The following is a 21,203-nucleotide window of genomic DNA, read 5'->3' on the forward strand; positions in this document are numbered from 1 at the left end:
ACAAATATAAAACTTGCTATGAGAGAAAACTCTGACAATTCACGTCTCATTAGACAGAGAAATCTTGTAAAATAGCTGTATTTTACGGCTTAACTAAGCCATTTTCGTAAGCAAAAACTACAGCCTGAACGCGGTCTCTAGCATCGATTTTTCCTAAAATATGCGCAACATGAGTTTTAACTGTTGGTAAGCTAATAAATAGTTTGTCAGCAATTTCCTGATTTGAAAGTCCGTGAGCAATTTCAACAAGAACTTCGCGTTCTCTATCAGTAAGTTCTGGAATAGCAGAATTCTCGCACGCGCAGCTTTGTGTTTCTTGTGCAGTTGAATTTACTTGTGTAGCAGAATTTGCTTGTGCAGCCGAACTTTCTTGCGCATTGTAATTTGCAGCTCTATTTGCTGTAATATTTGTTGCTACTTTGCCTTGCTGAATCATATTTTCAATCAAACGCTTCGTAGCAGTCGGAGCAATAATTGCGTTTCCTTGATACACAGTTCGTATGGAATTGAGCAAAGTTTCCGGCTCTGTATCTTTAAGCAAAAATCCGGAAGCGCCAGCATGAATTGCAGCCATAACATATTCGTCTAAATCAAAAGTTGTTAAAATAATAATGCGAGTATTTTCGTTAGTTTTTTGCTGCAGAATCTTGCGAGTTGCCTCCAAACCGTCCATTACAGGCATTCGAACATCCATAAGAATAATGTCTGGATTTTGGCTTTTAGAAAGCTCCACAATTTGTGATCCGTTAGAAGCCTGAGATACAACGTGCATATCTTGCTGCGAATTTATTACCATCGCAAATCCTGCTCGCACAAGCTCCTGATCGTCTGCTATTGCAACGCGAATTACTTCATTGTTTTCCATATTTTCCATAGTATCAACTTACTCTTGCTTATTTAATGCGTTGTGTTGAATTTGCTCATCAAGTGGGGCAGCAGGGCGAATAGCAATTTCAGTTGTATTCGCACCATTATTTGCCAAATTAACGCTTGAGCCCGTTTCTCGCAAAATCCCAAGCAATTTTCGCAAATATTTTAGTGCTGAACGACCTTCATCTCCAATATTTTTAAAAGCTTTACTAATTTCTTCACTTTGTTCCTGTGATTGCTTTGGTTCTGATGACTTTCGATTTTCTGCATTGCTATTTGATTTTTCGTATTTATTTAGCATATCAATTCCGCTATTTGCGGCATCGATTACTTTATGCAATGTAATAGCAACTTTTTGCTGAATATTTGAGCTAAGTCGTTGCCTTTCTGCGTTAGCTGCAAGCACTTCTAGCTGTTTTTGCTCTTGCTCTAATTCTGTTCTGCGCGCTTTTAGAAGCAGCAAATTATTGTCATCATTTCTGCGGTAATAAGCAAACGCAATAACTGTAAAACAAATTATTGCAACTATGAAACCAAAAACTAATCCAACGGACGCAAATTGCATAAAGTCATAAAAATTGGTTGTGGCAATATTTGATGTAAAGAATCGTATTGGAGTTTCAGTTTGTGGAATATTTTTTGATGAAATACCAATTTTTACGGCGAAAATAGCAGATTCGGCAAGCACTACTGCGCTAACCCATTGCCATGCGCGTTTTTTACCGTAGAGCACAGCAGCGTAAATAATGTTCGGTATGAAAAAATTAGCGAATAAAATATTCGGCAAGAGTATAAGCTGTATTGCAGAAAATACTGCTGCAACAATTGCGCATGCGGTTGGAGCTTTTCTGCGAAACATGAATGGAATCATGGTTGTAAGAGTAAATACTTTATAAAGTATTTGTAATGAAAGCGAGTTGGAATATTGTGAAGACATTCCAACTCCAACAATAAAATCGTAGGTTGGCAGAAAGAGCATCATAACAACCCAAGGTGATGCATAAATAATGTCTCCAATAAGCCAATGTTGTTCAAACCATTGAGATACTTTCTCAATCCTATTTTGTGAAGCATTTGCTTCTGGTAAAACGTATGGCAAAACTTTTGATGAGGTTGGAACGTTTACATCTGCTGGTTTCACATTTGCCGGTTTTGTTTGTGCTTCTGCTTGATTATTAACTTTTGCATTCTTATTAGTAACGTTATGAATACTATTTAATACAGAAGCAGTACTGTTTGACTGGTCTGCGCTGTAGGAATATGGAATAAAAGCAACAATACTAAACGTTCCATCATTGAGTTTTCCATAATCAAGCGTTCCATGAAGATTTTCAAGTCGCTCTTTCATGCCGATTAAGCCATAACCGTTTTTATGTTGCGCATTGCTATTTTGTGTTTGGTTAGCTTCGGTTTTGTGTATTTCATTCGTGATTTTTAGTGTTAAGCCTTGGTTATTCCACTGTTCATGAATGTTTATTTTAACGCCATCTCCTGCGTGCTTTCGAATATTAGTAAGAGATTCCTGAACAACGCGGTATGCAACGGTTTGTGCGTCCGTGTTAAGTCTATTTTGAGAATTTATGCCATCAACAGTATGCCAAAAAATATTTTTAGGAGATGCAATCTTTGCTTGTTCAATAAGCGAAGGTATGTGATTGAAATCCAATTGACACGATGGAGCGTCTGTTAAAGCTTCTAGAAGTCGGCGCATGTCGTGAACGGCGCGCTCGGCTTCGTTTTTAATAATATGCATTGTTTTTTTAGCAAGTGCAATATCTTTGGTTGCTGCATAACGACCACCATCTGCTTGAACAATAATAATAGAAAGCGTGTGGGCAACAATATCGTGCATATCTCTTGCAATTCTTGCGCGCTCTGCAGTAACAGCAATGTGTTGAGCTTTTCGGCGGTACGCGCGAATAGCATTATTGTGATCTTGCAAAAGTTGAATAGTATGCACGTGAGTGCGCTGCCAGTAGCCAATAATAACCGTAATAGTAGTAATAATAATCGCAAAAATTATTGAAGGAATTGCAAAATTAAGTATATTTGAAACGCAATTTTTTATGCTACTACTATTTATATTTTGTACACTACAAGTATAACTAGCTTTTGAATGATTGATGCCATATATTGGTCCCATTACAGTATTCCACGATATTACTGCGCAAGATAATACTGTTGTTGCGTAAGCTGCAATAACAAAAGCTTTTGAATGCTCCGGATTTCCGCGCGCAATAGCATTAACAAGTAGCACGAAACCAAAGAAATCAGCGAAAAGTTGAGTAGGGCCAAATATTACTTGCACAATGCAAATAACAATAAAAATAGTAGCCGATTGTTCAGGCCATAGTTTTCGTACTGAAAGTAGTAATGCAACAACAATATTTATAAGCGTTACTGTAATAAGCGAACCTTGAGTCAAAAAGCCATCAACGTTGCTTATAACGTAGCGATCGCTTGAAAGTATAAAAAGAATAAGTGGAATAATACCCCATAATATGTCGTTTAATGTGAGCTCTTTTCGTAATCGCTGTATAACACTTTGAAACATATTAGGTACTTTCATAATTACTAGGCTAGTGCATAGTACTTTATAGAACAATCAAACTTGAGTATGATTTATAAATAGAGTGTGTAATTGATAGTTGCAATGTAGCACGAATAAAGAAAGGGATGGCAAGATGGCATTACTCACAAGCTATTATGTTCCGGGATTACATGTTGAGGAGCGTGCGATTGATGTTCCACTTGATTGGGAAGGCAACACTCCTGGTGGAGCTATTAAAGGCGAAACGATTCGACTGTTCTGTAGAGTTGTTTGTGCTCCTGAGCATGTGCATGACGATTTGCCGTTGCTTGTGTTTTTACAAGGCGGCCCTGGTGGGCAGTGTCCGCGACCACTTTCGCCTTCTAGTGATGGTTGGATTCAAGAGGCTATTAAGCATTTTCGCGTAGTCTTGCCAGATCAGCGTGGTGTTGGGCGTTCTTCAAGAGTGGATGCTTCAACTATGAAACGTATGGCAGACGACGGAGTAAGTGTTGAGCGTCAAGCGTGGTATTTGAAGCGTTTCTTAGCTGACTCTATTATTCGCGATTTTGAACATTTGCGTCTTACTGAATTTGACGCAAAACCGTGGGTGTCTTTAGGGCAAAGTTACGGCGGATTCTTAACGCTTACGTATTTGTCGCTTTTCCCGCAAGGATTGATTGCAAGCTTCACAACTGGCGGCATTCCTCATGTTCCTGCAAATGCGCGTGAAGTCTATGAGCATACTTTTCCTCGTATGGCGCGTAAAACTGAGCAATTTTATGAGCGTTATCCGCAGGATGTTGCTCGTGCTGCTGCTATTGCGGATCGTATTGCGCAGGGTGATGTTGTGCTTCCAAATGGCGAGAAGCTTACGGTTGAGCGATTCCAAATGTTGGGTTCTTCCTTCGGCATGAAGCCAAGTTTTGAGCGAGTGCACTGGCTACTTGATTCTGCGTTTGCAGATGGTGATGGTTCTTTGAAAGCGTTTAAGCACGGTGGTGGAGCTTCTGCTGGAAGTTTAAGCGACGAGTTTGTGTACGGTGTAATGGATTCAACGGCTTCAAGCCCGCTTTATTGGCCGCTGCAAGAATTTATTTATGCTGACGGTGAATTAGAGCACCCAATTTTGTGGGCAGCTCAGCAGGTTAGGGAAACAATGCCAGAGTTTTCTGGTTCTGCACGTCCGCTTCTTTTTACGGGCGAAGCTATGTTTCCTTGGATGTTTGATCAAGAAAAAGCTTTGCAGCCATTCTTGCCAGCAGTTGACTGCTTAATGAGCGACAAGCAGTTTGGCAAAATTTACGATCAAGATCAACTTGCTAATAACGAAGTTCCATTACAGTCTGCAGTCTACTTTGACGACATGTACGTTGACTCTGGTCTTCAGCTTGACACGCTTTCTCGTATTGCAAACTCCCATTATTGGACAACAAACGAATTTGAGCATGATGGTTTGCATGGAGATGTAGTATTCAGTCATCTTTTTGATGAGGCTTTAAATCGTGGTGATTTAGAGGGAATTTACAAGCGCTAATAAGCTCTGTAAGTTTTAAATTTTGCGTGTTTGTATCGTTTAATAGAGCACTATTTGATATGCTATACATCTGTTTTAGTAATAATTGCGTCATAAATAGTGCTTTATTTATGAATTGCACCAAAGGGGATTATGAATGAGTAGTGGAACATTCGGTACTGTTGGATTTATTGGTTACGGCAATATGGCACAAGCAATTGCTAAAGGTGCTGTAAATGCAGGCGTATTGCAAGGTGAAAATATTGTTGCATGTGCTCGTAATTTTGAAAAACTTGAGCGTAACACTTCGCTTATTGGCGCTCGCGCTATGCGCACTGCTAAAGAAGTATGTGAAGCAAGTGACGTAATTATTGTTGCTGTAAAACCTTATCAGATTTCTGAAGTTCTTAAACCTATTGCTGGTCTTATTGATGAACGCGGTACAGCCATTATTTCTGTTGCAGCCGGCTGGAATCTTGAGCGATACAAGGATTTGCTTGGCAATAATGTTCATGTTCAATGCATTATTCCTAATACTCCTATTTCGGTAGGTCAGGGAGTTACTTTAGCTGAGTCTAGTAATACTCTAACTGACGCACAGCTTTCTATGTTTAATGCTTTATTTGATCCAATTTCTTTAGTAGAGCGTGTGTCTGGCGAAAATATGAATATTGCAATGTGTATTTCTAGCTGTGCTCCAGCTTTTACAGCAATGTACATGGAAGCTTTGGGAGATGCTGGCGTAAAGTACGGGTTGCAGCGAGATTGTGCTTACCGTTTGGCTGCAAAAATGATCGAAGGAGTAGGTGCGTTATATATGAACGAGCGTACTCATCCAGGTATTATGAAAGATGCAGTGTGCTCTCCTGGGGGAACCACTATTCGAGGCGTTGCACAGTTAGAATCTCGCGGATTTAGGGGAGATGTTATTTCTGCCGTGGATGCTATCGAAAATATAAAGTAAATAAAATCAAGTTGTGTCGGCTTTCCCGACGCTGGTCTAAACTAGGTGAATATGTCTTTAACTATTGGAATTGTTGGATTGCCAAACGTGGGCAAATCCACTATGTTTAATGCTTTAACTCGCAATAACGTTTTGGCGGAGAATTATCCGTTTGCAACTATTGAACCAAATACTGGTATTGTTCCGCTTCCGGATCATCGTCTTCCAGTTTTAGCTAAATTAGTTAATACCGAAAAGATTGTTCCAGCAACAGTTACTTTCGTTGATATTGCAGGCATTGTTAAGGGTGCTTCCGAGGGCGAAGGTTTGGGCAATAAATTCCTTGCTAATATTCGCGAAGCAGATGCTATTTGCGAAGTTGTGCGCGCGTTTAATGACGACGATATTGTGCATGTGAACGGCAAAGTGGATCCTGCCGACGATATTGACACTATTAATACTGAGCTTATTCTTGCCGATATGCAAACTATTGAAAATGCTCTTCCAAAGTTGGAAAAGGATTTGCGTGGCAAGAAAGTTACGCAGGAATATGTTGATGCAGTAAATAAAGCTAAAGAAATTCTTGCTTCTGGTAAAACGATTGACCAAGCGCATAACGAAAAGCTTATTGATAAAAACGACGTGTACGATTTGCACTTGCTTACTGCTAAGCCGTTTATTTACGTGTTTAACGTAGATGATTCTGAGCTTGCTGACGAAGATTTAAAGTCTAAACTTTCTGCTTCTGTGGCACCTGCAAAAGCAATCTTCTTGAATGCTCAGTTTGAGTCCGAGCTTACAGAGCTTGACGAAGCTGACGCTCGTGAAATGCTTGAGGATGCTGGTTTGAAGGAATCTGGTTTGGATCAGCTTGCGCGTGTGGGATTCGATATTTTAGGTCTTCAAACCTATTTAACCGCTGGTGTTAAGGAAGTTCACGCTTGGCAGATTCATAAAGGTTGGACTGCTCCTCAAGCTGCTGGCGTAATTCACACTGATTTTGAGCGCGGATTTATTAAAGCAGAAATCGTATCTTACGATGATTTTGTTGAGGCTCAAGGCTCTATGGCAAAAATTAAGGAAGAAGGCAAGCTTCGTCTTGAAGGCCGAGACTACGTTATGCAAGATGGAGATATTGTTGAATTTAAATTCAACGTGTGATATTTCTGCGAATTAAGTGAAATTTTGTTTTTCAAGCGTTGCTACTAGTAGTTTGCTGTTAAACTATTAGTAGCAACTTTTTTATTTTTATAACCGGAGATAGTGATGCAATTTATTCGTGGCTTTGTTAGTGATATACGCAAATGTGCGCGAGTTTTTGCAAAAGTGCGTAGATGGTGGATTCGTAGTTCGAAAACTATGCGCTACATATCTGCGAGCATACTTGCAATGTTGATAGTAATTTTCCTGTTATTTGTTGGTTTTGAAACATCGAACGTACTTTCTACTACGTATCAATACGGTGTGCAAGCACGGAAAAATGCGCTTATTGAAAAGATTAAGAATAATTGCGGCGGTATTAAAAATAACAGTAATAGAAGAAATCTAAATAATATTTATAAGTATTGCAATAAAAGTTCTTCTAAAAAAGCTAATGCTAAATCTGATTTTTGGAAGTATCCTACAGGGGGAGCGTACCCTAATCTTACTGGAATGAAGGTTTCTGACTTACATATTGATGTAAATCTTAAAAAGCAGCGCGTTTACATTATTGCTAAAGGAAAAACTGTTTATTCAATGATTATGAGTTCTGGAATAAATGACTCTACTCCTCATGGCGATTATCATATTAACGGCATGCGCAACAAGCATTTTTACAATCAGAATGAAAAAGTTGGCGCTGACTATTGGGTAGGTTTTATTGATGCAGAATACTTATTCCACTCTGTGCCAACTAACCATGAGTTTGGGAATTATATTAGGTCTGAAGGTATGAAGTTAGGAAAGCCTGCATCTCATGGTTGTGTGCGTTTAAGCGTTGCGGATGCAAAATGGTTCTATGAGAATATTCCTGACGGAACGTCTGTTCATATTGGATAATCTTGCAAAAACTGTATAAACGCAATATTTAACTAGTCTGATTTAAATGTAATTTTAAATGTTGCAAATAAAAAAGAGGGCCTTCATTTGAAGACCCTCATATATTTTTAGCAAACTATTCTTGCAATATTTTGTTTAGAAGAATAGTACTGCAGCCAAACAAGCTAATACTACCAAAACAATAGAAGCTAAGAAGCTTGCAAGGAAAGCAGTGCGACCCTGTTTGAAAATAACTTTGAAGTTTACGTTAATTCCAAGAGCTGCCATTGCCATGCCAAGGAAAACGTATCCTGCTTCTACAAGAGTGGATGCGTGAGCTGTTATGAAAGGAACGTAAGTTCCAATAACAGATGCTGCAATAAAGCCAAGCATAAACCATGGGAAGCTAATCTTATGCTTTCCGCCATTTTCAACTTTGCTATGACGAGCATTCCACCAGATTGCAATAAAGATGGAGGCTGGAACAAGCATAAGAACTCGTGAAAGCTTCATTATTGTTGCAACATTAATACTATTGAATGCTCCACCAGCTGCAACAGCATGTGCAATTTCGTGAAGAGATGCGCCTGAAGCTATTCCAAGCTGCTGCTTAGTCATGCCGAAGTGAGGAAGAATAAAGATTTCAGCAAGAGCGTAAATAGTGCCCATAATTGCAACTGTTGCAACGGCCATAACTTCGTTCTGCTCTTTTTCATCTTCCTCTTCTGGAAGAACTGGCATTGAGCCAGAAAGACCCATAACTGCTGCAGCGCCACAAATACTTGTGCCTCCTGCAGTAAGCATTGCAAGCTGAGGATTTACCTTCAAAAGTTTAGCAATGTTATAAGTTACGAAAACCATTACTGCAACTAACACAGCTGCAATAGGTAGGCACTTAATGCCCTTGGTAAACAAATCATGCAAATTCAGCTTAAAGCCGAGGAGAATAATACCAAGACGAAGAAGTTTGTTTGCAATCAAACCAGCAGCGCTTTTAACGCCTGCTCGTCGTAAATCATTATTCTTTTTGTATGCGTGCAATGGCAGCTGCAGAGCCATGCCAACGAGCAACGCAATAATAAGAGCACCCAGAAGTTTTAAGCCTGGGTATTGCTTAAGCCAGCTACCAATGAAGGAAGCTAGAAGTGTCAATACGGCAATAAGAGCCATATCGATGGTGCAGATTTTCTTTTTCCATGTATCAAAGAAATTAACCATTTAGCTCATTATTCTCTCACAATCGGACAAAAACGAACATTAATTAAAAATTTAGTCAGATGTTATAAATATCTTGCAAATTTTAATCAATTTTATAAACATAAGTGAGCGATTATAAACATTCGTTAGTGTTTGTTTTATTCTTTTCGACACACCGATTTTCCTTGATATTTCAACAAAAATAAAAAGTAGCCTTACGATTTTCTACTTATGTTCGACACATATCTTTTTGCGCGTTAAAATTTCTCTTTGGCATATGGGTCGGTGGTGTAATGGAGCCCCCAGAAGCTGCCATCCCAGCGCTCGATGAGTGCTTGTTTTTTTTTTTAACGACACTCGGTTACATACCTCTTGCAGAACTTGTTTTTACGAGGAGAAGAAATGAATTCTTTGTTTACATGGCAGCGTCACGGCGACGGCAAGACTTTGCGTCCTGGCGAAGTAGTTGAGCCAGATGAACGTTTAACGTGGACTCGTACTGCTGGCATTGGCGCTCAGCATGTTATTGCTATGTTTGGCGCAACATTCTTAGTGCCAATTCTTACAGGCTTTGATCCGTCTACTACTTTAATGTTCACGGCTCTTTCCACAGCACTGTTCTTACTTATTAACGCAAATAAGCTTCCTAGTTATTTAGGAAGCTCTTTTGGTCTTATAGCACCTGTTATGGCTGTAACCGCTGCGCATAAGGGCATTGCTGTTGCAAGCTTTGGCATTATGTGCACAGGTATTCTGCTTGCGCTTATTGGTGTGCTTGTTCATTTTGCGGGTGCTAAGTGGATTGACATTATTATGCCGCCTGTTGTAAACGGTGCAATCGTTGCAATTATTGGTTTTAACTTAGGCCCAGCCGTTTGGGGCAACTTCCAAAAAGCTCCAGATACAGCGTTAGTAACATTGGTTGCAGTTATGCTTATTGCAGTAATCTTCCGTGGCCTTCTTGGGCGATTGAACATTTTGCTCGGTGTTCTTGTTGGCTACGCTTACGCATGCTTCCAGGGTCAAGTTGACTTTAGTAAGATTGAGAATGCTGCTTGGATTGGTTTCCCTAAGTTCCACACTCCACAAGTAGATTTCTCTGTTCTGCTCATGTTCTTGCCTGTTGTTCTCGTTTTGATTGCAGAAAATGTTGGTCATGTTAAGTCTGTAGCTCAAATGACTGGTCGAAATTACGATGACAAGATTGGTACTGCTTTGTTTGCCGACGGTTTAGGTACTGCAATTGCAGGTTGCTTCGGCGGCTGCGGTACAACTACATATGGTGAAAACATTGGTGTTATGGCTGCAACAAAGGTTTACTCAACAGCAGCTTACTGGTGTGCAGCAGCATTTGCTTTCATCTTGAGCCTCTGCCCAAAGTTCGGTGCAGTTGTAAACTCCATTCCAGCAGGCGTTTTGGGCGGTGTAACCACTTTGCTTTACGGCATGATTGGTATGATTGGTGTGCGCATTTGGGTAGAAAACAAGGTGAACTTCGACAAGCCAGTTAACATTATGATTGCTGCAATCGTTATGATTATTGGCATTGCTAACTTCCAATTTGCTGTTTCTGGAATTCAGTTCAACGGCATTGCAATCGGCACTGTTGTTGTGTTGGTTGTTTACCACGTAATGAAGGCTATTGGTAAGCTTACTGGAACAATCGCTAAAGACGATCCAGATGTTGCTTAGCTTAAATGCTTTAATCTGATTTAATCTAATCAAATTAGGCGCGTTCGCTACTTTTGCGAGCGCGCTTTTTGTAATTATTTTTGATTACACAACAAACACAACAAGTAGATTGGGAATAATTAGTATAGTATCATTAAGCTTATGTTGAAAGTCATCATAGAAATAATTATTGGCATTGCATGGGTTGCTTTTGGCGCGTATATGGCTAATAAACCTAAAAACACTAAAGTGCATAAGCGTTCCGATTATTCAAGCGATGGAAAGAAAAAGAGCAATCAAAATAATGATGCTGCTGATGCTTCTATGGGTGATTCTATTGATCAAGATGTAGTTATAGAAAGCATTGATGAAGATAATAGCAATGCAAATGTTGTTGATAAAGATGCTTCTAAAGATGAGTCTAAAGATGAGTCTAATAGTGAAAACAAAGATAAGACTTTTTCAAAGTTTGCAAAAAAAATGAAAGATTGGGCAGACTATTATAGTGAAGATGATGACCTCGGTGACCTCTTTACTGATTTATTAGAAGCTAAGAAAAAACTAGAAAACGAAGGTGATTCGCCAAAAAATACCGATACTACCGATACTAGCGATACTAGCGAAGATAGTGAAAGCAATAAAAGCGATAGCAAAAGCTCAAATAGCAAGGAGAGTCATTCTGTGAAAATTGATTTTGATGTAAATAAGTTTGTTGGAAAATCAAGAAAATGGCGTTGGATTTTTGCTGCAATCGTAGTAGCAATAGTTTTTATATGCGCAATTGTTTTTGGTCTTGCAAAGTTTATAACCGATTGCATGTGGTATGCTCAACTCGGCTTTGAAAGCGTAATCTGGATTCAGTTGGCTGCAAAAGTAGGAGTTTGGGTACTATACGCTGTATTGATGTCCGCTTTTGGTTACTTGTCTGCAGCTTTAGCAATTAAAGCTCGTCCGACTAATGCAGATGGCTCTTATATTCGCGTGCGCGGAAATGTTATTGACCTAAAGCATGGAATAAGCTCTAAAGTTGCGTTACATGCTGCTGGTATTGTTTCACTAATTGTTGGCGCAATATTTGGTTTCCAATTCTACAATCACTGGGTGCAAATATTACTTATGTTCAACGCTCAGTCTTTCGGAATTAAAGATCCACAATTTGGAATCGACAATGGTTTTTACGTATTTGTGCTTCCAGGACTAAGATTGTTTGCCGGTGCTTTTGTTCTTCTTTTGGTAATATCTCTTATTTTCTCTATTGTTTCGCACCTGCTTATGGGCGGTATTCGCTTTACTATGCCTATTGATGGCAATGGAATATTGAATATTACTAACCGCGCTCGCAGGCAAATCGCAATATGGTTTATGTTTGTGATTTTATCTTGGGCAGTTTTGCAAATTTTAGACATGTTCTCTGTAGTAACTCTTGACGGTTCAAGAATTACTGGTGGATCATACACGGATATGAACGCTGGAGTGCCTGGAAGCATAGTAATGGCAGTAATAACTGTTGTGGTTGGTGCAGTTCTTGCGTTTTGGTTTATGAAATCTCATGCACTCTCTGGTGAAGCTCCAATAGCGCAACGTTTTAAGAGTGCTGTTAAAGCTTGGAAAACCCCAACAATTGCTTTGGCTTCTTTAATTGCTTGCTCAATTGTTATATCTTTTGCTTGGCCTGCACTTTTGCAGCGTTTTAAGGTTGCTCCTAACGCACAGGAAATGGAAGCTCCTTATATTCAGCGAAATATTGATGCTACAAAGTTTGCTTACGGTTTAAACAATGTAAGGAAAGAATCGTATAACGCAACTTCTCACGGAAAATCTGGAGCGTTATCTGCAGAAGCAGAATCTACTGCGCAAATTCGTTTGCTCGATCCGCAAGTCACATCTCCAACATTCCGTCAGCTTCAGCAATCAAAGCAATACTACACTTTTGCGGACACTCTTTCTGTTGACAAATACGATATTGACGGAGTGAGTCAAGATACTGTTATTGCGGCTAGAGAGCTAGATTTAGCTGGCAATGATAATCGTAACTGGGTTAATGATCACACTGTTTACACTCATGGATACGGCATGGTTGCGGCTTATGGAAATAAAGTTACTGCAGACGGTCAGCCTCAGTTTATGGAATACGGTATTCCTACTCAAGGTAAGCTTACGAAGTCGCAAAAATATGAGCCTCGTATCTACTTCTCTCCAAACGCTCCAGAATATTCCATTGTTGGCTCGCCAAAAGGCACAGCTCCGTGGGAGTTTGATTATCCAACAGGTTCTCAAGGTGCCTTAACTACTTTTAAGGGTAATGGTGGCCCGAGCGTAGGTAACTTCTTCTCTAAGCTGATGCATGCTATTCGTTTTGAGTCGGATCAGATTCTCTTCTCGGATAGAGTTACCGCAAATTCTCAGATTTTGTATGATCGTGACCCTAAGACGCGTGTTTCTAAAGTAGCTCCATACTTGACTTTGGACGGCCGAGTGTATCCTGCTGTTGTCGATGGTCGAGTTAAGTGGATTGTTGACGGATACACTACTTCTGATGCTTATCCATACTCTCAAATGACTGATTTTGGCAGTATTACGCAGGATTCAACTACAACAACATCTCGCTCAATTAAAGGTTTAACTAATCAGCGCGCAAATTATATTCGCAATTCAGTAAAAGCCACTGTTGATGCATACGATGGTTCGGTTGATTTGTACGTTTGGGATACCAAAGACCCTGTGATTAAAGCTTGGAAATCAATATTCCCAGGTCATTATCACGATATTTCTAAGATTTCTGGCGATTTGATGAAACATTTGCGTTATCCGGAAAGCTTGTTTAAGGTTCAGCGTTATTTGCTAGCAAAGTACCATGTAGATACTGCAAGTCAGTTCTTCTCTGGCGAAGATTTCTGGCAGACTCCTGTTGATCCAACGGAATCTCAAAGTCTTCAACGTGATGATATTTTGCAACCGCCTTACTATTTGACTTTGCAAACTGGGGATGCAAAGAAGCCGGTATTTTCGTTAGTTTCTACATATATTCCTGCAGGTAAGATTACTCGCGAAATTTTAACTGGTTTCTTGTCTGTTGATTCAGATGCCGGGGATACTCCGGGAAAGATTGGACCGAACTATGGTAAGCTTCGCTTGCAAGAATTACCTAAGGTTTCTAACGTTCCAGGACCTGGTCAAGCTCAAAACAATTTCAACGCTAACGCTAGCGTTTCTAAAGAGCTGAATTTGCTTGAATCCGGTTCTACAAAAGTTAAGCGAGGAAACTTATTAACTTTGCCTCTTGGTGGAGGACTTGTTTACGTAGAGCCTGTTTATGTGCAATCAAGTGGATCTACAAGTTATCCATTGCTTAAGAAGGTATTAGTTGCTTTCGGCGATCAGGTTGGTTTTGCAGATACATTGGACGAAGCTCTTGATCAAGTATTCGGTGGAGATTCCGGAGCTTTGGCAGGAGACGCTTCTAATAAACCTGGCGATAAAGCAGATAAGCCTCAAATAAGCGAAGGTAGTAAAGATAGCAAAGAGAATAAGCAAAATTCTTCTAATCAAGCTTCCTCTACTAATTCATCTTCGCTAAATCCTCAAGTAAAAGCTGCTCTTAAGCGTGCTGCTCAAGCGTTAAAGGATTCCGATGCTGCAATGCGTGAAGGTAATTGGGAAGCGTATGGCAAAGCTCAAAAGGAGCTAAGCGATGCTATTGGTGAGGCTATGAAAGAAGAATCTGCAAAGTAGTAGAATTGCCGTTACTAATCCGTTATTATCTCAGTTTTGTAGCTGAGATAATAACGGATATTGCTATTTATGCGTTATTATCTCAGTTTGTTGACTGAGTTAGTAACGGTGTTTTGCTTATTACCGTTACTTTCTCAGTTTGTTGACTGAGTTTTTAACGGTGTTTTAAAGCTGGTTGTCTGGATCTTCGTCATCGCTTACAGGGCCAAGAAGCAGACGCTCACTAATATTGACTACTCCCATAAGCAATGCTGTAAAAGCAATAATTACCAAAGTCGCTGAAAAAATGAGGGGAGTGCGGAAAGAATTATATGCAGCTTGCAGCCAAATACCTAATCCTTGACGAGCGCCAAGATATTCTGCAGTAGTAGCTGCGCCAAAAACGTAGGCTGCGCTAATGCGAATACCGCCAAAAATTTGGCGCGCTGCAACTCGTAATTTTACATGCCAAAGCGTCCAAACTCGTCCAGCTCCGCACGTTAAAGCTACATCGCTATAAAAACTTGGCACTGCATCAAGACCTCTAATTGTTTGAACAGCAATAGGGAACATGCTAAAAATAGCTACGATAACAATTTTTCCAGACATTTCGAAACCGAACCATATAAGAAATAGAGGGGCAATCGAAATAAGTGGTAACGTTTGTGCAGCACAAAGAAGGGGGAACAAAGCTGCGTGAACCAGCTTGCATACGTGAAAAAGTACTCCCAGTAAAGTGCCGCACACAATGGCAAAACTAAAACCAATAACCGTTTCTTCAATAGTTGCAAGAGTTGCAGGCCATAATTGCGGCCACACTTCACAAGTGGCTTTTGCAATAGTTGTCGGAGTTGGAATAGAATTTTCTGGAATTTTATAAAATTCGCAAGAAAGCTGCCAAAAAATTAGTAACGTAATAATAGAAATTACTGTTGGCAGATAATTATGCAGTAGTGATTTCCAACGCGCGCGCGTCATGGAATATCGTTCCTTTCAATATACAAGCAATAATGCTTGTTGTAGTTGTTTGACTGCTGCCCCAATCAAACAACATAAAATTTTACAAACTTTCTTGTATGAAAATATCACATAGCTAGTATGTAGTTAGCAAACGTGTATTTTATGCGTATTTGTCTTTCGATTAGTGCATAATTTAGTCGTTTCGTGAGTCAATGTGTGGCAAACCGAAAGTTTTAATTTTCGGGGGCATTGAACGGCGCGGGCTAGGCCCTTGATACCGTTTTCTGCCAAGTTCGTGTCACATTCCCAGAAAGCGGATTTTTAAGAAAGTTAGGGAACTCATGATATGTCAATTATGGCGCAATGCGCGAGCTTTTTGTTTTAAATTTAATAAAAATATTATGCGCGCAACAGCAGTTTTTATAAGCTCATGCTGCATTCTGTCTTTGTGCGCGTGCGGATCAAACAACAGTAAGCAGAATAGTAAATCTGGTCTTCAAAACGTTTCGTTTATGCTTTCTTGGATACCAGATACTAATCATATTGGCGTATACGTGGCAAAGCATATGGGCTGGTTTAAGCAAGCTGGTTTACACGTGAATATTTTGGCTGTGTCTCAAACTGGTGCTGAGCATGCTGTTGACTCTGGAGCTGCGGATTTTGCTTTAAGTAATACTACTAATCTTGCAGATTTCAGCACAAAGGGCGCTAAATTGAGGGAAGTTTTGCAAGTTCAGCAAAAGCCTAGCGCAATTTGGTGCTCTCTTTATAAAAACACTAAAATTCATTCTCCTAAAGACTTTGATGGTAGAACTTTTGCAACCTTTGGATCTGCAGAAGGCGATGCTGTTATTCGCAGAATGATTCAGCATGATGGTGGCGAAGGTAAGTTCGATAAGGTTACTGTTGGCACTTCCACGTTCCGAACTCTTGAATCCGGAAAAGCTGATTTTGGTGGTTTTTATGGAACTTGGGAAGGTGTGCAAGCGCAAATGTATGGTCCAAAGTTGCGTTGCTTTAAAGAAGCAGACTATGGCGTGCCAGGCCAGCAGGACACTATTGGCATTATTACTCACGCCAACACGGTTAAGCGCAATCCGAAGCTTGTTCGTGCTTTTGTTAAAGCCGTTAAGCGCGGTTATGAATATGCTTACAATCATCCAGATGAAGCTGCGAATATTTTAGTAAAAGAGGCTCCTGAAGCTAATCTTGATGTGAAATTCGTTAAGAGAAGCATGAAGATGATTGTTGACGGGCAATATTGGGGCAATCGTGCAGACATAAAAAGCGGCAAGTTTGTGTTCGGCACGAATGATGTTAAGGGTGCTCAAGAATACTTCAACTTCCTAAGTAAGGAAGGCGCATATACGGATTCTAAAGGCAAAGTAACATATAAAACTCCTCAAGCAAAAGAATTAACTACAGACGAATTTTTGAAGTAGTTTACGCAATGACTTGAGTCTTGCTAAAATAGATTACAGTATATGAGGGCGTATCGGGTAGTTGGAAATCCAGCTTCAATCGATGCGCCCGTTTTGTTGTTGGCTACCTATGCGAATTGGGGTGGGGATGTATGGCATCTGATTTTTGGCTTATTGCAGGTTTAGGAAATCCTGGAACAAAGTATGAAGGCACGCGTCACAACATGGGTTTTATGGTAGCGGATGTGCTTGCAGAGCGCTGGTCGGTGTCTCTTGCAGACCACAAAGGTTTAGCAAAACTTGGCAAAGGTGTGATGAATCTGGATGGGAAAATTGCTAAGTTTTTCCTTGCTAAGCCGCTAACTTTTATGAACAATTCAGGAGCTGCTATTTCATCTATAAGTTCCTACTATCAGATTGAGCCGGATCATATTGTTATAATCCACGACGATATGGATTTAGATTTTGGCAGAATTAAAGTAAAAGCTGGCGGTTCCGCAGGTGGCCATAATGGTATTAAGTCTATTGACAGATCCCTTGGAACTCAACAATATGCTCGCGTTCGCATGGGCGTAGGTCATGCTCAGCGTGGTGCTCATGCACATGATAATACTGTAAATTGGGTGCTTGGCGGCTTTGGTGGAACTCAAAAATCTGAGCTTCCTAACTTCTTAGCTGACGGTGCTGATGCTGCAGAAAGCGTTATTTTCCGAGGGCTTGCAGCAACTCAGGAGCATTTTAATGGCCGCTAATAACAGGTCAATACAAATGGTTGCAAAATTAAAAAATATTGAAACAGAAGAATCATCAATCAATTTGCATGATATTTTGCTAGATTTATGCAGTAAAGATGAAATATTTCGTGCATTATCGAAAAATAATATTGATTCAATTAACAAGTTTCAAAAACCTGCAGAAAGTGGCGAGCTTAATATTGCAGCGCCTCTTGGAGTGCGACCGGCTCTTGCAGCTTCTCTTGCAGAGAATATGCCTGTTGTTGTTATTGTTCCTTCAGCCAAAGATGCGGCAGATTTCACTGAATCTCTTCGTGACTGGTATAGGGGGAATCCGCAAGACATTGCACAACTAGAGGCATGGGAAACTTTGCCTCACGAGCGTCTTTCACCTCGCGCAGATACTGTTGCGAGCAGAATCTCAGTATTTCGTAGGCTTAAGCATCCAGAAGAAGGTAGTTCTTTATTTGGACCAATTCGAGTTCTTGTTCTTCCTGTTCGATCTCTTATTCAGCCAGTAGTTTCAGGACTTGGAGATGTAGATCCGCTAGTTTTTGAGTGTGGAAAAGAACTTTCTATTACAGACGCAACTAAGCGGTTGGTGGAAAATGCTTACACGCGCGTTGATTTGGTTATGGAGCGTGGAGAATTTGCTGTTCGAGGTGGAATTATTGACGTATTTGCGCCAACAATGACGCATCCAGTGCGTATTGAATTTTTTGGTGACGAAATTGACACAATGAAGCAATTCCATGCTTCAGATCAGCGCACATACGGAAATAATATTGAAAAACTTTGGGCAACTCCTTGTAGAGAACTGCAACTTACAGAGGAAATTTGTAAGCGTGCGCGTTCGCTTATTGGCAAAATTCCGAATGCTGATGACATGCTTGAATCCATTGCAAATTCTATACCGGTAGAAGGTATGGAATCCTTGCTGCCTGCATTAGTTGACAACATGGAATCAGTGCAAAACATGTTTTCTAAAAATGCTGTAATAATGCTTTCTGACCCGGAAAAATGCAGAAGAGCAGCAGAAGATGTTACGTCCACTGCAAACGAATTTTTGGCAGCCAGCTGGCATGTTGCAGCTTCTGGTCTTGGGGCTGGCGCTCCTATTACTTTTGATCAAGCTAATTTCTTAGATTTTGACGAAACTGTTTCTGCATTAGAATTTTCTAATCATGATGTTTGGAAATTAACATCATTCGGCGTAGACGATACGCTTGCAGGAAATATCTCTTTACCTGTTAAAGCTCCTGAAGAATTTAGGGGAGATTCTTCGAAAGTTTCAGGCGGAATATCATCTCTTATAGATGACGGTTTTGATGTAACTATTACTGCAGCAGCTTCTGGTACTCTTTCTAGATTAAGAAGAGCTGTTAGAACAACAGGAGTTGCAAACTTTACTACAGTACGTTCTTCTTTAAGCGACGGTTTTATTGATTCAAAAGCGCGTATAGCTGTGCTTACAGAGCGCGATTTAACTGGTAAATCTTCTGCTTCAACACAATTAAAAACGCCAAAACGCAGGCGCAAAGCAATCGACTTAATGGAACTAAAGCCTGGAGATTTTGTAGTACACGAGCAGCATGGTATTGGTCGTTTTATTGGCATGAAGCAGCGAAATATTGCAGTAACTGGTGGAACTGCAACTCGTGAATATTTAGTAATCGAATACGCGCCAAGTAAACGTAACGCTCCTGCAGATAAATTATTTATTCCAACAGATCAGCTTGATTTAGTTAGCAAATATATTGGTGCCGAAATACCAAAACTTAATAAGCTTGGAGGCTCGGATTGGGCTCAAACTAAGGCAAAAGCTAAAAAGCATGTTCACGAAATTGCGGAAAATCTTATTAAACTTTACTCCGCGCGTCAGCAGTCTCGCGGTTTTGCGTTTAGTAAAGATACTCCTTGGCAAAAAGAGTTGGAAGACGCATTTCCTTACCAAGAAACTGCCGATCAGCTGACAACTATTGATGAAGTAAAAGCAGATATGGAAAAACCAATGCCGATGGATCGCTTAATTTGCGGCGATGTTGGTTTTGGAAAAACTGAAATTGCGTTGCGTGCAGCTTTTAAAGCTGTTCAGGATTCTAAGCAGGTTGTTGTTCTGGTTCCAACAACATTGCTTGTTCAACAGCATTACGAAACTTTTACTAATCGTTTTGAAGGATTCCCTGTAAAAGTTGCTGCAATGAGTAGATTCCAAACAACTAAAGAAATTGACGAAATTTTAAGCGGGCTTCAAGACGGAAGCGTTGACGTTGTTATTGGAACTCATAAACTTTTGAACCCTAGCATAAAGTTCAAAGATTTAGGTTTAGTCATAATAGATGAAGAGCAGCGTTTTGGCGTTGAGCATAAGGAAACGTTAAAAGCTTTGCGCACAAACGTCGACGTATTAAGTCTTTCAGCAACGCCAATTCCTAGAACGCTTGAAATGGCTGTAACTGGTATTCGTGAAATGTCTACACTTGCTACGCCTCCAGAAGACCGTCTTCCAGTTTTGACTTATGTTGGCGCTTATGAAGATTCGCAAGTATCAGCTTGTATTAAGCGAGAATTGTTGCGTGGTGGACAGGTTTTTTATGTTCATAACCGCGTAGAAGATATTAGTTCTGTTGCAAACAAAATTAACGAGCTTGTGCCGGATGCGCGCGTTGCTATTGCGCACGGAAAAATGGGTGAAAAGCAGCTTGATGCTGTAATTCGCGATTTTTGGCATAGAGATATTGACGTGCTCGTTTGCACTACGATTATTGAAACCGGACTTGATATTTCTAATGCGAATACGCTTATTGTTGATCATGCCGACAGATTTGGTTTAAGTCAATTGCATCAGCTTCGTGGGCGAGTTGGGCGAGGACGTGAGCGCGCATACGCTTACTTCTTGTATGATCCAACTAAGCCAATGACTCAGCAGTCTCACGATCGTCTTGCAACTATTGCTCAGCACACGGCTTTAGGTTCTGGTTTTGATGTTGCTATGAAAGATTTGGAGCTGCGTGGCACAGGTAATTTGCTTGGCGATGAGCAAAGTGGGCATATTGAGGGAGTCGGTTTTGATCTCTACGTTCGCATGGTTTCAGAAGCTGTTGAGAAGTATAAGGAACCAGAACGTGTTCAGCCTGTTTCGGTAACTATTGATTTACCTATTGAAGCTTCGATTCCGGTTGATTATATTGCTTCCGACAAGCTTCGTTTGGAGGTATACCGTAAGCTTGCTTGCGCAAGTAATGATGACGATTTGAAGGATCTTCACGACGAGTTGTTGGATCGTTTTGGTGAGCCGCCTGAAGCGTTTGGCGCGCTGTGTGATGTTGCTCGCTTGCGCTTTAAGGCTCGAGAGCTTGGTATTACGCAAATCAGCTCTCAAGGAAAATCAGTGCGAGTTGTTGGCATCGATCCAAAAGAGTCGTTGTGGATGCGTTTGCAAAGAATTTACCGCGGAGCAAAGTATCGTCCTCTTACTCATATGCTTATTATTCCAGCGCCTTTTGAATCTTCGCTTGGAACTAGCGCAATGAGCGAGCATGAAATACTTTCATGGGTGCGTCAACTTCTTGAAGATTTAGCTTGGTAAATTTGCTTGTGTTTATTTTATAAATAAAGGCGGCCGCTTATT

At 40.4% G+C, this 21,203-nt stretch carries 13 protein-coding genes; 9 read left to right on the forward strand and 4 right to left on the reverse strand.

Annotated elements, in window-relative coordinates; genetic code table 11:
• Positions 1–82: 82 nt before the first annotated feature.
• Positions 83–874, reverse strand: a complete 792-nt coding sequence (locus ACLD6A_RS01065; RefSeq protein ID WP_410313336.1) for a response regulator — start codon at positions 872–874, stop codon at positions 83–85.
• A gap of 9 nt (positions 875–883) precedes the next feature.
• Positions 884–3,439, reverse strand: a complete 2,556-nt coding sequence (locus ACLD6A_RS01070) for a sensor histidine kinase (RefSeq protein ID WP_410313337.1) — start codon at positions 3,437–3,439, stop codon at positions 884–886.
• Positions 3,440–3,554: 115 nt separating this feature from the next.
• Between ACLD6A_RS01070 and ACLD6A_RS01075 the strand changes: the two genes are divergently transcribed.
• The 4 genes from ACLD6A_RS01075 (at position 3,555) to ACLD6A_RS01090 (ending at position 7,899) form a co-directional block, all read left to right on the forward strand.
• Positions 3,555–4,937 carry an alpha/beta fold hydrolase gene (locus ACLD6A_RS01075; RefSeq protein WP_410313338.1) on the forward strand — a complete coding sequence of 461 codons (1,383 nt, stop codon included), beginning with the start codon at positions 3,555–3,557 and terminating at the stop codon, positions 4,935–4,937.
• A gap of 136 nt (positions 4,938–5,073) precedes the next feature.
• Positions 5,074–5,880: a pyrroline-5-carboxylate reductase gene (proC, locus tag ACLD6A_RS01080; RefSeq protein ID WP_119521373.1), complete on the forward strand. Its 807-nt coding sequence runs from the start codon at positions 5,074–5,076 to the stop codon at positions 5,878–5,880.
• Between the two features lie 51 nt (positions 5,881–5,931).
• Positions 5,932–7,020 (forward strand): redox-regulated ATPase YchF, encoded by a 1,089-nt coding sequence (ychF, locus tag ACLD6A_RS01085; RefSeq protein WP_004136029.1) that lies wholly within the window; start codon positions 5,932–5,934, stop codon positions 7,018–7,020.
• A 228-nt stretch (positions 7,021–7,248) separates the two neighbouring features.
• The gene (locus ACLD6A_RS01090) at positions 7,249–7,899 is read left to right on the forward strand and encodes a L,D-transpeptidase (protein WP_410313339.1); all 651 of its coding nucleotides are present in this window, start codon (positions 7,249–7,251) and stop codon (positions 7,897–7,899) included.
• 135 nt (positions 7,900–8,034) lie between these two features.
• On the opposite strand, the gene ACLD6A_RS01095 is transcribed toward ACLD6A_RS01090, so the two are convergent.
• A complete protein-coding gene (locus tag ACLD6A_RS01095) occupies positions 8,035–9,096 on the reverse strand; it encodes a YeiH family protein (protein ID WP_410313340.1) in 1,062 nt (353 codons plus the stop codon).
• A gap of 381 nt (positions 9,097–9,477) precedes the next feature.
• Here ACLD6A_RS01095 and ACLD6A_RS01100 point away from each other — a divergent pair, with 381 nt between their 5' ends.
• Entirely contained in the window at positions 9,478–10,767 is a 1,290-nt protein-coding gene (locus ACLD6A_RS01100) for a uracil-xanthine permease family protein (protein WP_410313341.1), read from the forward strand.
• A 141-nt stretch (positions 10,768–10,908) separates the two neighbouring features.
• Complete coding sequence (locus tag ACLD6A_RS01105) at positions 10,909–14,478, forward strand: UPF0182 family protein (RefSeq protein ID WP_410313342.1); 3,570 nt, start codon at positions 10,909–10,911, stop codon at positions 14,476–14,478.
• 165 nt (positions 14,479–14,643) lie between these two features.
• On the opposite strand, the gene ACLD6A_RS01110 is transcribed toward ACLD6A_RS01105, so the two are convergent.
• Positions 14,644–15,435, reverse strand: a complete 792-nt coding sequence (locus tag ACLD6A_RS01110) for an ABC transporter permease (RefSeq protein WP_410313343.1) — start codon at positions 15,433–15,435, stop codon at positions 14,644–14,646.
• A 383-nt stretch (positions 15,436–15,818) separates the two neighbouring features.
• Here ACLD6A_RS01110 and ACLD6A_RS01115 point away from each other — a divergent pair, with 383 nt between their 5' ends.
• The 3 genes from ACLD6A_RS01115 to mfd all read left to right on the forward strand — a co-directional run bounded on the left by ACLD6A_RS01115 (position 15,819) and on the right by mfd (position 21,161).
• A complete protein-coding gene (locus ACLD6A_RS01115) occupies positions 15,819–16,859 on the forward strand; it encodes an ABC transporter substrate-binding protein (RefSeq protein ID WP_375169544.1) in 1,041 nt (346 codons plus the stop codon).
• Between the two features lie 131 nt (positions 16,860–16,990).
• Positions 16,991–17,590: an aminoacyl-tRNA hydrolase gene (pth, locus tag ACLD6A_RS01120; RefSeq protein ID WP_410313344.1), complete on the forward strand. Its 600-nt coding sequence runs from the start codon at positions 16,991–16,993 to the stop codon at positions 17,588–17,590.
• Positions 17,591–17,606: 16 nt separating this feature from the next.
• The gene (gene mfd, locus ACLD6A_RS01125) at positions 17,607–21,161 is read left to right on the forward strand and encodes a transcription-repair coupling factor (RefSeq protein ID WP_410313605.1); all 3,555 of its coding nucleotides are present in this window, start codon (positions 17,607–17,609) and stop codon (positions 21,159–21,161) included.
• Positions 21,162–21,203 lie beyond the last annotated feature (42 nt).

Origin of the sequence: Gardnerella sp. Marseille-Q9691 (assembly GCF_046507715.1) — a bacterium.
GTDB classification, from domain to species: domain Bacteria; phylum Actinomycetota; class Actinomycetes; order Actinomycetales; family Bifidobacteriaceae; genus Bifidobacterium; species Bifidobacterium greenwoodii.

Excerpts from the sequence above, each read along its gene's own strand:
- ACLD6A_RS01065 (WP_410313336.1), bottom strand. The coding sequence starts at position 874 with ATGGAAAATATGGAAAACAATGAAGTAATTCGCGTTGCAATAGCAGAC.
- ACLD6A_RS01070 (WP_410313337.1), bottom strand. The coding sequence starts at position 3,439 with ATGAAAGTACCTAATATGTTTCAAAGTGTTATACAGCGATTACGAAAA.
- ACLD6A_RS01075 (WP_410313338.1), top strand. The coding sequence starts at position 3,555 with ATGGCATTACTCACAAGCTATTATGTTCCGGGATTACATGTTGAGGAG.
- proC (WP_119521373.1), top strand. The coding sequence starts at position 5,074 with ATGAGTAGTGGAACATTCGGTACTGTTGGATTTATTGGTTACGGCAAT.
- ychF (WP_004136029.1), top strand. The coding sequence starts at position 5,932 with ATGTCTTTAACTATTGGAATTGTTGGATTGCCAAACGTGGGCAAATCC.
- ACLD6A_RS01090 (WP_410313339.1), top strand. The coding sequence starts at position 7,249 with ATGTTGATAGTAATTTTCCTGTTATTTGTTGGTTTTGAAACATCGAAC.
- ACLD6A_RS01095 (WP_410313340.1), bottom strand. The coding sequence starts at position 9,096 with ATGGTTAATTTCTTTGATACATGGAAAAAGAAAATCTGCACCATCGAT.
- ACLD6A_RS01100 (WP_410313341.1), top strand. The coding sequence starts at position 9,478 with ATGAATTCTTTGTTTACATGGCAGCGTCACGGCGACGGCAAGACTTTG.
- ACLD6A_RS01105 (WP_410313342.1), top strand. The coding sequence starts at position 10,909 with ATGTTGAAAGTCATCATAGAAATAATTATTGGCATTGCATGGGTTGCT.
- ACLD6A_RS01110 (WP_410313343.1), bottom strand. The coding sequence starts at position 15,435 with ATGACGCGCGCGCGTTGGAAATCACTACTGCATAATTATCTGCCAACA.
- ACLD6A_RS01115 (WP_375169544.1), top strand. The coding sequence starts at position 15,819 with ATGCGCGCAACAGCAGTTTTTATAAGCTCATGCTGCATTCTGTCTTTG.
- pth (WP_410313344.1), top strand. The coding sequence starts at position 16,991 with ATGGCATCTGATTTTTGGCTTATTGCAGGTTTAGGAAATCCTGGAACA.
- mfd (WP_410313605.1), top strand. The coding sequence starts at position 17,607 with ATGGTTGCAAAATTAAAAAATATTGAAACAGAAGAATCATCAATCAAT.